Here is a 12,402-nt window from a genome sequence, read left to right on the forward strand (position 1 = left end):
GTCATGCTGAGCGAAGCGCAGCGCAGTCGAAGCATCTCTTTAGCAGAGTAACCTCTTGCGTTAGCAACGAAGCGATAGAGATGCTTCGACTGCGCTGCGCTTCGCTCAGCATGACCCGCTCGTTACTTCAAGATGTACCGCGCAGCCTTTACCCCGCCCGCTCGGCGGTGCTCACGGGCAGCCACTCGTCGCGCTGGCAGCCGGGGCAGGTGGCGGGCGTGTCGGTGGCCAGGTGCTGCACGTGGCCGCAGCAGTAGCAGGCGTGGGGGCCAGCGGTGTCGGCGCGGCGCAGCAGGCGCTCGCAGCGCTCGGGCCTGATGGGTAGGCCCGCCTGCACGGGGTCGGTGGTGGGGTAGAAGTAGACGCTTAGGCTGCCGGTGGCTTCCATGTAGGCCAGGCGCACCTGGCCCAGGTGCTCGACCTGCTGCTGCCGCAATTCGCCAAATAGCTCCTTCTGCGTAAGCCGCAGCTGCTTAAAATTTTCGAGCTTGATGCGGCCATCCTCGATGAGCAGTACGGGCTTGCCCTCCAGCCAGTCGCTGAGGCGCGGAAAACGCCGCGTGAGCAGGTTGAACAGCCAGTACAAGCCCGTGACGACCATGAACACCACGGACGCGTAAAGCAGCGAGGTAGTGCCGTAGAACATGGTATCGCCCGCCGCCGAGCCGAGCGCCAGCACCAGGCTGATTTCAAAAATGGATAGCTGCCGCACCCCGCGCCGGCCAGTCACGCGCAGCGCGATGATGATAATGAAGTACATCACCACGCAGCGAAACACAATTTCGCCGAGGTAGGCCGGGGGCGTGCGGGGCGTCCAGATGATGCGGTGCCAGTCGAAGGGCACGAGCGGCGTGGCGGCGAGCAGCATAAACTAAAAGCGCGTAGAGGAGTAGGGTAAGAAGCGCGGCCCGGCAGCGGCCGTAATTTTACAGCCTGCTTTACGATAACCTCCGCTATGAGATACCCGCTGCTCGCCGCTACCGCGCTGCTGCTTACCGCCGCCGCGCCGGCCACTACCACAGTCGCGCCGCGCAGCCGCACGTTTTTGCTGACGTGCAAGGCGGTGGTGCCTACTCCTGTAGCTGGCACTAAGCAGCTGGAATTCTGGATGCCGGTGCCGCACAACGATAAAAATCAGGACATCCGCAACCTCAAGATTGAGGCCGGCGCGCCTTACACCGTCGAAACCGACCTCTACGGCAACCAGATACTGCACCTTAAGCCGGCCAGCGTGCCCATCGCCCCGCTCACCGTCACGCTCACGGCCCAGGTTACGCGGCGCGAGCACCTCAACCTGCGCGCCACCGACGACCACGCCCCCGCCGAAACCGAGGCCACCGACCCCAACCTCAAGCGCTGGCTGGCGGCCGACCGCCTGGTGCCGCTCGACGCTAAAATCAAGGCCCAGGCCCAGGAAGTAGTAGCCAACGCCCACGCTACCACGCCGCTGGCCAAGGCCCGCGCTATCTACGAGCACGTAGTCAGCACCGTGACCTACGACAAAACCGGCCAGGGCTGGGGCCGCGGCGATATCTACTACGCCTGCGACGCCCGGCGCGGCAACTGCACCGATTTCCACGCCATCGTCATCGGCTACTGCCGGGCCCTAGGTATCCCGGCGCGCTTCAGCATCGGCCTGCCGCTGCCCGCCGACCGCGGCCGGGGCGAGGTGAAAGGCTACCACTGCTGGGCCGAGTTCTTCACGAAAGAAACCGGCTGGGTGCCCGTTGATGCCTCGGAAGCGGCTAAAAACCCCGACAAGCGCAAGTACTTTTTCGGCGCGCACGACGAAAACCGCGTCGAGTTTACCCGCGGCCGCGACCTCACGCTGGTGCCCAAGCAAGCCGGCCCGCCGCTCAATTACTTTGTGTACCCTTACGCCGAGGCCGACGGCCAGCCGATAGAAAATGTGGCCCGCACCTACACGTTTGAGGACGTAGCGGAGAAGTAGGTAAGGCACATTAGCCACCTAAAACCCGGCTGTCATGCTGAGCTTGCGAAGCATCCTGTCACGTTGGAATAACTCATTCTGGCGTGATAAGATGCTTCGCAAGCTCAGCATGACAGCCGGGTTTTTCAGGTTTCTATTTAATCAAAATAGCTTCTTCTCACAGAATAGAAATCAGCGCTACAGTATCTTACGGCTAAATAACCAGCCGTGCCGTGTTCTTCCGCATCGTACCGCCCGCCCCGGCCCTGCGCCCGTTTGTGCAGCACTACCTGCTGGTGCACGTGCGCTACGATGGCGTGGACCCAGCCCAGGCCATTAAGCCTATGCCGCCGGCGCCGCAGCAGTGCCTGTATTTCTACCCGCGGGGTGGTATGCGGAGCTTTCATCATAAGGAAAGCAAGTTTATCGACTTGCCGCACAGTATCTTGGTAGGCCCGCAGGTGTCGCGGCTCGATTTGCATTTCCCGACCGAGCACCTGATGCTGTGCGCCGCCTTTTGGCCCGGCGGGCTGCACCGGCTGCTGGGGGTGCCGGTAGCCGAAATGCTGGATTATTCGGTCGAAAGCCGGGCCCTGCTCGGCCCGGCGCTGGGCGAGGTAGAAGCGCGGCTAGAAGATGCCCCCAGTTACGCCACCATGCTGGCCGTGGTCGAACGCTACCTGCTGCGGATGCTGCGCCGCCTGCGCCCGCACACCGAGCGGCCCCTCGACCGGCTGCTGGCGACGCTGCTGCCTAGCGGCCGCCTAGGTGCCTCGCTCGACCACCTCGCCGCCGAAGCCTGCCTGAGCCCGCGGCAGTTCGAGCGCAATTTCATTGCGCGGGTGGGCCTCAGCCCCAAGCTGTTTGCCCGCATCGCGCGCTTCGACCAAGCCTTCAACCTCAAGGAGCGCCGGCCCGGCCTCGACTGGCTGGCCGTGGCCGTGCAGTGCGGCTACTACGACTATCGCCACCTGGTACGCGACTTCCGCGAGTTTGCCGGCGTGACGCCGCCGCAGCTGCTGGCCGCCGAAACCGCCCACACCCGCGTGGCGGGCGGCGCGGTCTCCAACCACCTGCTGGTGCCGGGGTGGTAGAATGTCGTTTTTTTACTACTAGCCGGGTAGCCAGGGGCCGGAGCTTTGCGGGCGTACTTATCTACGTAGCCCATGAAAACCTGTTTGTTAGCGCTGGCCCTGCTGCTGGGGGCCAGCCGCGCCTTTGCCCAGCTCTCGCCCACCGAGGAGGCCGCCGTGCGCCGCACGGTAGCGCGCATAACGGCCAATTTTCAGAACCACCACTTCGCCGATATGGCCACCTACACCACGCCCGACGTGAGCTGGGTCAACATCGTGGGCATGTGGTGGCGCGGCCGTCCCGCCGTGCAGCAGGCGCACCAGCAGATATTCGATACCATCTTCAAGGGGGTCGCCTTCGCGCCCGGCAAAGCCACGGTGCGCGGCATTGCGCCCGGTGTGGCGGTGGTTAATTTATACTGCCACGTGGGTGCCTTTTACCCGCCCGATGGCATCGACCACGGCAGCAACAAGGAGGGCGACGACGACAACCTGCTCACGCTGGTGCTGGTGAAAAGGCAGGGCCATTGGCTGCTCACAGCCGCCCAAAACACAGTAGTGCGTGCCGCCGCCCAGGCCAACAACCCGATTGGCAAAACCAGCCCGCCGCCCGCGCCCTTCGACCCGGTAAAATTTGCTAACTACCACTAGGTAAGCTTAGTGCGCGCCTTCCCCTTAAAGCTTAAAACAATGAAAACGCAGCCTGCTATGAAAAACCTGGTGTGGAGCCTGCTTCTGCTCGGTGCTACTGGCTACCGGGCGACCGCCCAATCTACTACGTTGCCAGCGGCTGATAAAGAAGCCATTGTGGCCACGCTGCAACACTTTCAGAAGAACTTGAACGACCATAAGTTCTCGGAAATAACCACGTACACCACGCCCGAGGTCACGTCGATAAACATTGTGGGCATGCTGTGGCAGGGCGAGCCCGCCGTGCAAAAAGGCCACCAGGCAGTGTTCGACACGCGGTACAAGGACATGAAATTTCCGCCGCTCGATGTGGCCGCGCTCACCTTTCAGTTGCTCACGCCCGAGGTGGTGGTCGTAACCAAAGGCAGCAAGCCGCTGCCGCCCGGCGTGCCGCCCCACCCCCAAACCGCCAATACCACGGTGCTGGTCAAGCGCCAGGGCCGCTGGCTCATCGCCGCGTTTCAAAACACGCTGGTCGATGCCAAAGAAGCTCCTAATGACCCTACGTTGAAGAAGGATTGAAATACCTGTAAACGTTTGTCATACTGAACGCAGTGAAGCATCTCTATCGCCTCGTTGTTGACTGTGTAACGGTGCGGTAGAGATGCTTCACTGCGTTCAGTATGACAGTACTATACTTCTAAAAACGCCGACCTAGGGCGCGAGCACGAGCTTGCCGAAGTTCTCGCCCGAAAACAGCTTATTCAGCGTGGGGAGGAAGTGTTCGATGCCGTGCTCGGTCTGCACTTTGGGCGTGGTGAGCTTGCCTTCGCGCAGCCAGCCGGCCATTTCGCGAGCGGCGTCGCCGAAGCGGGCGGCGTTGTCGCCGACCAGGATACCTTCCATGCGGGCGCGGTTCACGAGCAGCATCATGTAGTTGGCGGGGCCTTTGCCCGGGGCCGTGTTGTTGTACTGCGAGATGGCCCCGCAGATGACGATGCGCGCTTTCAGGTTAATCTGGAGCAGCACCGTGTCGAGGATTTCGCCGCCTACGTTGTCAAAATACACGTCGATGCCTTGGGGGCAGGCGGCGCGCAGGGCGGCGGCCACGTCCTCGGTTTTGTAATTGATGCAGGCATCGAAGCCCAACTCGTTGACGCAGTAGTCCACCTTGGCCTGGTCTCCGGCGATGCCTACCACGCGGCAGCCTTTGAGCTTGGCAAGCTGGCCCACTACACTGCCTACGGCGCCGGCCGCGCCGCTCACTACCACCGTGTTGCCGGGTTGGGGCTGGCCGGTGTCGAGCAGGCCGAAATAGGCCGTCATGCCGGGCATGCCGAGGGTGGCCAGGTAGGTTTCGAGGGGCGCGAGGCTAGTGTCAACCTTTAGTAGGTAAGCAGGATTGGCGGGGTCCTGGGCGGCATCACCCTCGCGCACCACATACTGCTGGGCACCTAGGACGCCGGTCACGTAGTCGCCCGCCGCAAAGCCGGGGTGCTGCGACTCCACGACTTGGCCCGCCGCCAGTGCCCGAAACACCTCGCCAATGGCTATGGGCGGCGCGTAGCTTTTGCCCTCGTTCATCCAGCCGCGCATGGCGGGGTCGAGCGAGATTAATTCGACTTTGACGAGCACTTGGCCCGCGGTGAGGGGCGGCACCTCAACGGTTTCGATGGTTAGGTTTTCGGGCTGGGGCAGGCCTTTGGGGCGCGAGGCCAGCAGCACGTGGGTGTTGGAATAAGCCATTTCAAGGAAAGGTAAGTAACTGAAAACGCCGCCCTAGGTAGGCGGCGCTTTCTGGGTGAAAACTAGGCGGCTTTAGCAGGGGCGGGCGCTTGTAGCTCGGCCACATCGGCGGCGGTGAGCTGAAGGTACATGGCCTCGGTCAGCTCCTGCACCTGGCCGGGGCTGGTGCCGCTGGCGATGGGCGCCGTGATGCCGGGCGCCTGCATCAGCCAGGCCAGTGCTACTTGGGCCGGGGTAGCCGAGTGGCGGTCGGCCACGGCGTCGAGGGCTTTCAAGATTTGGAAACCCTTGTCGTTAAGGTACTTCTTGCCGATGCCCGCGCCGCGCTGGCTTTTCTGCAAGTCGGCCTCGCTGCGGTACTTGCCGGTGAGGAAGCCGGCAGCCAGCCCGAAATACGGAATCACGCCGATGCCGCTGGCCTGCACAATGCCTAGGTCGTCTTTTTCGAAAGTTTCGCGGTCGTAGAGGTTGTACTCGGGCTGGAGGCTTTCGTAGCGCGGCAGGCCCTGCTGGGCGGCGTCGAGGGCGGCTTGCAGGCGCTCGGGCTTGAAGTTAGACGCGCCGATGGCCCGAATTTTACCTTCCTTTATCAACTCGGCGTAAGCTTCGAGCGGCTCGGTTACGGGTAGGCTCTCGTCGTCTTTGTGGCTCTGGTAGAGGTCGATGTAGTCGGTTTGTAAGCGCTGCAAAGACGCCTCCACGGCCTGCTTGATGTAGGTTTTCGACAAGCCCTGCTTGCCGTCGCCTAGGTCCATGCCCACCTTAGTGAAAATGAGCACGTCGTCGCGGCGGCCGCGCTGCTTCAGCCACTTGCCAATCACGGTTTCGGACTGCCCGCCGCCCTGGTGGCCGGGCACCCAGGCCGAGTACACGTCGGCGGTGTCAATAGCGTTGCCGCCGCCCGCCACAAAGGCGTCGAGCACGGCGAAAGAAGTGGGTTCGTCGGCCGTCCAGCCGAATACGTTGCCGCCCAGCACCAGCGGGGCGATGTGCAGGCCCGAGCGGCCAAGTTCACGATGGGTTGCCATAAGGAAAAGGAGTAGAACGCGCCCGTCATTGCGAGCGCAGCGAAGCAATCGCACCCGAGCGGTGACGTTGAACAAGAAGGGCGCGGCCGCTTTTGTTTGCCGGGCTCGGATGCACCGCTTAGTCTACGTTTAGCTGGTGCAGCGACAGCTCGCCCGTCGATTTCAGCAGCGCGAACTGCTGGCGGTGGCTGGTGGGCAGCGCGGCTACCCAGTTTGGAAGCTCCAGCTGGCGCACCGCCTGCGCACCGGCCGGCCCCAGCTCGTAAAGCGTGGCGTGCTGGGTGCTCAGGCCGACAAGGTGCGTGGCGCTGACAAAGCACAGGCTGTAAATGGTAGCATCGGCTACCGAAAGCTGCTTCCAGGGAGCGTTGTTGGCGGGCCGCAACGGCTCCCAGCGCATAAAATTCTCCTCAGAAACGGCGGCCAGCGCAAACTCGGCGGCATAGGACGAGCGCACCAGCTGGAAAATTTCCTCGTCCAGCACGTGCAGCCGGTGCGAGCCGCTTTCGGCCAGCCACACCACTTGGTTCAGCCAGTAGGTGAAGTACTTGCCGTCGTGGTAGAGCAGTTCGCAGGGTTCTCCGCGCTCGTTCCCCACAAAGGGTTGCGCGGGCGTAGACAGCCGGTACGACAGCGCCGGCAGCGGCTGGCCGGTGGCGGTGTAGCGCTGTAGCAGCGCCATGTCGCCTTGCAGGCGCACGGTGGCGGTGCCGTTGGGCCACAGGCCTACCCGCGCTGGCCAGGGTGGCAGCCAACTGGGGCTTTCCACGGTCAGGGCCTCAGCGAAGTGCTTGTTTTTGGGCAGGTGCAGGGTGGGCAGCGCCACGCCCGCCGAGGTGCGAACCAGCACCGTCGTGCTTTGAAACTCGTCGGCTACCAAATCCAGGTTGGTGCCAATGGGTAGGGGCACCTCCCACGAATAATATTCGAGGTGGCCGTACCAGTTGCCGCGCGCCAGGTGCAGCTGCTCGCCGCGCACGCCCAGCGCCACCCACTGCTGCCGGTGGCTGACGGCTTTTTGCCACTCAATAGTCGCATCGAGCTGCATGGCAGCCGGGCGCGGCGGCGCGGTGGCCGGGCGCGGCTGGCTGGTAGCGTAGCGGCTGCAATCGGCGGCGAGCAGGCGGTCGGTGGGCTCGAAGTGGCGCAGCAGCGGCAGTGGCTCCAGGTTGCCGGCTGCTGCCTCGGTGCTGACGACCTCGTAGGCGACCTCGCGCGCGGCGGCCAATAGCGCGGGCGTGGCGTGCTGGTCGGCCACGCCAGCCAGCACGCGCAGCAGCGGCACGTGCTGCGCCGGGGTGCTGTGCTGCCGGTACACGGCCTGCACCTGCGCTCCCAGGTCTTGCGCCTCGGCGGCGGCCAGCTCAAAGTACTGCGTGAGGCACACCTCGGGCTGCCGGGGGCTGGCCCAGCCTTCGAGCAGCACCTGCTGGGCGCGGGCGGGGGCGTGCAGCTTGTCGGCCAGCAGGCGGGCGGCAGCGGGGCGGTCGTCGCGCTCTAGCAGCAGGGCGGTGCCGCGCTCGTAGTGGCTGGCGGCCCGCGCCGGCTGGGCTAGCTGGGCGTAGAGGTCGCCGGCTTTTTCGTATTGGTTTAGCTCGGCGTAGAGGTCGGCGGCTTCGAGCAGCAGGCCGCCGCGCTCGAGGCACCGGGCGGCCCCGGCGGGGCTGTGCAGGTGGTCTTTGTGCAGAGTAGCCGCTTCGCGGAACAAGCCGCCTTGCTCCAGCGCGTTGGCCGCCGCCAGGTAGTCGCCCAGCAGGTGCGCGTAGATGTAAGCTGCCTTGGAATGGCGGCCCGCCAGCAGCTCCTGGTTGGCGGCCGACTCGTACTGGCGGCGCAAATCGTGCTGGTAGTCGCCGATGTCCCACTCATCGGCCGCCCGGCCACCGCCCAGGTTGCTGAGGTCGAAGCGCGTATCGCGGCGGCCGAGCAGGGCCGAAGGCGGCGCGGTGCCCCGGTTTTGGTAGGGGCCGCCGAGCGGAATGGCGTATTTCAGGGCCTCGGCCGGGTTTTCGTTGAATAGGCGCAGCAGGCGCTCAATCTCGTTCTGGCGCTTTTTTTCGAGCGCGTCGAGGTTGCCCGCCAGCCACTTTTCGAGCCGGCCCGGCTGGGCGGCCTTGGGCCGGCCGAAGTGCTGGGCGGGCGCGGGGCGGGCGTCGTTGTTGCCACCAAGTAGCATTATAATTAAGCGCAGCACAATAGCCAGCACGATACCGGTGCTACTGATGGAGCCTTGGCTCAGCAGTGCTATCATGCCCAGCACCCCCAACACCACAAGCACTGCTACCCCCAGCACCCGGAAAAGCCGCCCCCAGTCGAAGCCAGCGCCGCTGCGCGGCTCGCGGCCCTGCCGCTGCCGGCGCACCCAGCCCAGCCAGGTTTTCACTAGGTTGTAGCGCAGCTTTTCAAACCACTGGCGTACGGGGCCGGGCTGGGCATCGGCAGTGCCGGGCAGCTCGGTGAGGGGCGCGGTGCCCACGTCTTGCCGCAAGGTCTGGAGCACCTCGGTGGCCGAGGGGCGCAGCACCCGCAGTTGCTGCAAGCGGGGCTTGGGCGGGTAGCCCGGCCGGGCGCGGCCCCAGTCGGTGGGACGCGGCGCGGGGCAGGCCAGTAGCGAGCTCAGGTCAAGCTCGTCGGTAGTGTCGAAGCCCACCAGGCCGATGCTGGGGTGCAGCAGCTGGCGCGGCCACAGCAGAGCGGCTTGCAGCTCGGCGGGCGTGGTGGCGGGCCATAGCCCGGCCTGCACCGGCACGTAGAGGCGCGACCCGGCCGCCTGGCCGTAGGGCTCCAGCACGTCGGCGGGCAGGCGCGTGCCCTCGGCCACCACCACAAACAAGCCCGCTACCCGCACCGAGCGGATGGATTCGGGCACCAGGTAGCAGCTCAGCTGGCCGGCCGCCAGCTGCCAGCGGCCCAGCTCGCGCAGCCAGGCGGCCGGGTCGGTGCCCCGCAAAAAAGCCGCGCACGCCGGGCGCTGCGCCTGCTCGTGGTAGCGAAGGGTGAGCTGCATAAAAAATTACCTCAAAGGAGCTGTAAAGCGCTGAATATACTGCTGATAAAATTCGGCCGGAGCCAGCGGCTGCGCCGGGCTGTGGCCGGTGAAATAAGCCGAGCCCGCCACGGTGCCATTGGCCGCCCAGGCGGCGGTAGGCTGGCCCAGCACGAGCAGTACCGTCAGTTCGGGCACGCGGGCATCGGCGCTGCGCAGGTGCAGCAGGCCCCGCGCGTCTACTATGGCCTCGCTGCCATCGGGCCAGGCAAAGCGGCGCGATAGCGCCGTGGCGCTGGCGTCGGCGGGGGCGATGTCGGCAGCCGTGGCTTTGGCGTGCGGCGAGGGGTTGGCATCCGCATCGGTTCTACTCAAAAAGTACAGTTGGTGCGCGAGGGCATCCGATACGGATTTAAGGCGCAGGGCGTAGCCATCGACCAGCAACTCGCCGGCCTCACTCACCCCCACGTGGCTGATGCGGTGAAACACGCTGTACCCGTTGTTGATGAAGCGCTTGAAATTGCCGAAATCGGGCCGCAGCTTCGACTCGTGGACGATGGGAAAAGCCGCGTCGTGCCGCTCGCGCACGGCGCGCTGCTGGCAGTCGAACACCAGCGTGCTACCCAGCCACTTGGACGCTGGTGGGCCACTCGACCGCCGCACGTAGTAGCAATTATCTTCAAACACCACGCCGATTACCTGCTCTGCTTCGCCCAGCTCCTGCGCCAAGTCGATAAGCTCCACGCCGCCTTCGAGCAAGTTAAAGCAGTACACGCGCAGCAGTCCCGGCGCGTGTACCAGCACGTAAGCCTCGGAGTATTTATCGGTGCCGAAGTAGTACGTGCCGGCCTCGATGGCCGGTAGTAGCTCACGCGCGCCGGTGGTGCGGTCGGGCCAGTGCAGCACGCGCCGCGTGTCGGTGATGGCCAGCGCACCCAGGCGCAGCCTGAACAGGGCATTCTGCTTCGACAGCCGCAGGCTGGGGGTCGGGAAAAACAGTGGCGGCGGCACGCACCGCAGGAAAGCCGGCCCCACCAGCGGGGGCAGAGGCTTCACTAGTCGCTTCGTGGGGCGCTTGGTCAGTAGCTCGTCGAGGTCGTATTGGCTGGTGCTCAAGAGCGTGCGGTGGCCGTTCTGGTACTCAAACAGCTCCAGGGTGCCGGTGCGGCTTACCGTCAGCAAAAACCGCAGGCCCGGCTGCGCCGCCGCCAGCTGCTGGCTGAGCGCGGGCTGCTGTGCCGCCTCAGCATCCGTGACGAGCAGGTAGTCAGTACCCGCCGCCTGCGGCTGGCCGAGGCCCAGCGCCGCGAGCGCCGGCCCGCAGTGTAGCGCCGGGTCGAGGCAACCGAGGGCCTGCACCACGCCCGCCACCGAGTCGAGGTCGAGCGGGGTGCTGGCCTGGCCGCCCAAAGCGTAGGCCGTGAGGGCGGCCCGCGTGCGCGGCAGCTGCGCGTGGTAGGCCCAGGCCAGCGCGGCGGCCAGCCCAAACACCCGCGGCGTGCCCCACAGCCGCAGGGTAGTATCGAGCAGCACGGCGCGGGGCCGGGCCTGCGGGCGCGGCGGCTCCTCGCGGCGCAAATACAGCGCCTCGTTGTTCACCAGCCGGGCCGTGAGCGTCAGGTCGTCGTGCGCTAGCTCGCTGAGCAGTAGGCGGTCGAAGTTGCCGCGATTGGTGATGTCGGCCACGCCGCCCAGCGGCTGGTCGCTGGCCCCGCGCGCGTGCAACGGCACGTGCAGGGCCGCTACCAGGTGCTGCGCCAGGTTGGCCAGGCCGGCCGTGCGCTGGTCCTGGGATAGTTGGTCGAGCAGCGAAAGCGGCTGGTCGGGCGCGGCGGGCGGCTCGGGTGTGGGCAGGGGCGGCGGCAGCTGGTCGAGGCCGGTGCGCAGGCGCAGGGCCAGCTGCTCGGTGGTAGGAAAGCGCTGGTAAGCCTGAGCCAGGCAGTCCAGCTCCTGCGAGAAGCGTCGCAGTGTTAAAAAAACACCGCTGTAGAAGAATACCTCATCCAAGCGGCCACTGTCCCACTCAACCAGTACTTCGTGGGAAGCTTCGGCCGAGAGGTGAGGCGCTTGCGCTTGAAATACCTCTCGAAACAAATGCAGCTTGGGCACGTCCGACCGCAGGCTGAGCGGTAGCATTCGCACCACACCCATGAAACAGAGTGCCTCATGTAACTGCTGCTTCAGCTGCCCCAGTGCCGGGTCGTCGGGAGCAGCAGGAGTATTGACCAATAGGTTTTCCAGCACGGCTACGCCGCCACTGGCCCTCGGCCAACTATCACTACAGGCCGCCAGCAAAAGCAGCACTGGCGCGAGTGGTGGGAAACCCTGCGCGGTAAGACTGCGCAACACCCGCGCTAATTCTTCCCGATAGCAAAGGGTGTTGCTATTGCGCCACTCAATGACTTTGCCCTCTTCTACCCACCGCCAAAAATGGCCACGAGGCCGCAGGAAGTAATGCAGTGCCAAATCCGAAACAGAACGCGACTCACTCATAACTAAAACTAGCCACGGTGAGTCGCACGGCGCTGCGCGTGGCGGGCACCAAGTGCGCCAGCGGCACGCGCTCCCAGCTGCCATCGGGGGCGAATAAAAGCAGCGCCTCGCCCTCGGCATCGAGCTGCTGCGCGAGCAGCGGCCCCAGCAGCGCCGCCTCGAAGTCGAACCCGGCCGGTAGCAGCAAACTGCCCTGCTGCCAGTATTCGGGGCTGGCCAGCGGCGGCAGCGGCGTGCCCAGCACCAGCACCCGTCCCTCGGCCGACGCGGCGAAGCGCAACGGGTGCAGGCGGCTTTCGGGGGCGGCCTCGGCGTAGGCCTGCCAGGCGGCCAGCGTGGTGAGCAGCGCCGCCCCGGCCCGCGCCCGGCCCGACGGCACCAACCGCACCCGGTAGCGCGGGGCCGCCTGGGCGGGCAGGGCCGCCGTGGGTATTTCGAGCGGCACAAACTCGGCGATGGGCTGCCAGGCCAGCGGCGGTAGCAGGGCCGTGGGCGTGCGCTGCCCGGCCGCAAACA

The 12,402-nt window shown here is 65.4% G+C and carries 10 protein-coding genes; 4 read left to right on the top strand and 6 right to left on the bottom strand.

The features are described 5' to 3' along the window. Nucleotides 1-148: 148 nt before the first annotated feature. A complete protein-coding gene (locus tag VFO93_RS01455) occupies nucleotides 149-868 on the bottom strand; it encodes a DUF421 domain-containing protein (RefSeq protein ID WP_325132526.1) in 720 nt (239 codons plus the stop codon). Nucleotides 869-955: 87 nt separating this feature from the next. Here VFO93_RS01455 and VFO93_RS01460 point away from each other — a divergent pair, with 87 nt between their 5' ends. The 4 genes from VFO93_RS01460 to VFO93_RS01475 all read left to right on the top strand — a co-directional run bounded on the left by VFO93_RS01460 (nucleotide 956) and on the right by VFO93_RS01475 (nucleotide 4,215). After that, a complete protein-coding gene (locus tag VFO93_RS01460) occupies nucleotides 956-1,951 on the top strand; it encodes a transglutaminase domain-containing protein (RefSeq protein ID WP_325132527.1) in 996 nt (331 codons plus the stop codon). Between the two features lie 212 nt (nucleotides 1,952-2,163). Next, nucleotides 2,164-3,024, top strand: a complete 861-nt coding sequence (locus tag VFO93_RS01465) for a helix-turn-helix domain-containing protein (RefSeq protein ID WP_325132528.1) — start codon at nucleotides 2,164-2,166, stop codon at nucleotides 3,022-3,024. A gap of 72 nt (nucleotides 3,025-3,096) precedes the next feature. Next, entirely contained in the window at nucleotides 3,097-3,654 is a 558-nt protein-coding gene (locus VFO93_RS01470; RefSeq protein WP_325132529.1) for an SgcJ/EcaC family oxidoreductase, read from the top strand. A gap of 39 nt (nucleotides 3,655-3,693) precedes the next feature. Then, a complete protein-coding gene (locus VFO93_RS01475; protein WP_325132530.1) occupies nucleotides 3,694-4,215 on the top strand; it encodes an SgcJ/EcaC family oxidoreductase in 522 nt (173 codons plus the stop codon). Nucleotides 4,216-4,347: 132 nt separating this feature from the next. Here the strand turns inward: VFO93_RS01475 and VFO93_RS01480 are convergent, their stop codons facing one another. The 5 genes from VFO93_RS01480 to VFO93_RS01500 form a co-directional block, all read right to left on the bottom strand. Next, a complete protein-coding gene (locus tag VFO93_RS01480; protein WP_325132531.1) occupies nucleotides 4,348-5,379 on the bottom strand; it encodes an NADP-dependent oxidoreductase in 1,032 nt (343 codons plus the stop codon). A 62-nt stretch (nucleotides 5,380-5,441) separates the two neighbouring features. Beyond that, nucleotides 5,442-6,407, bottom strand: a complete 966-nt coding sequence (locus VFO93_RS01485; protein WP_325132532.1) for an aldo/keto reductase — start codon at nucleotides 6,405-6,407, stop codon at nucleotides 5,442-5,444. 118 nt (nucleotides 6,408-6,525) lie between these two features. Next, nucleotides 6,526-9,414: a hypothetical protein gene (locus VFO93_RS01490; RefSeq protein ID WP_325132533.1), complete on the bottom strand. Its 2,889-nt coding sequence runs from the start codon at nucleotides 9,412-9,414 to the stop codon at nucleotides 6,526-6,528. A gap of 6 nt (nucleotides 9,415-9,420) precedes the next feature. Continuing rightward, on the bottom strand, nucleotides 9,421-11,970 hold the full coding sequence (locus tag VFO93_RS01495) for a hypothetical protein (RefSeq protein WP_325132534.1): 2,550 nt from the start codon (nucleotides 11,968-11,970) through the stop codon (nucleotides 9,421-9,423). Beyond that, nucleotides 11,879-12,402: hypothetical protein (locus VFO93_RS01500; RefSeq protein WP_325132535.1), on the bottom strand; the 524-nt coding region annotated here is incomplete at its 5' end. The genes VFO93_RS01500 and VFO93_RS01495, both read right to left, overlap by 92 nt.

It is taken from the genome of Hymenobacter sp., from assembly GCF_035709525.1.
GTDB lineage: Bacteria > Bacteroidota > Bacteroidia > Cytophagales > Hymenobacteraceae > Hymenobacter.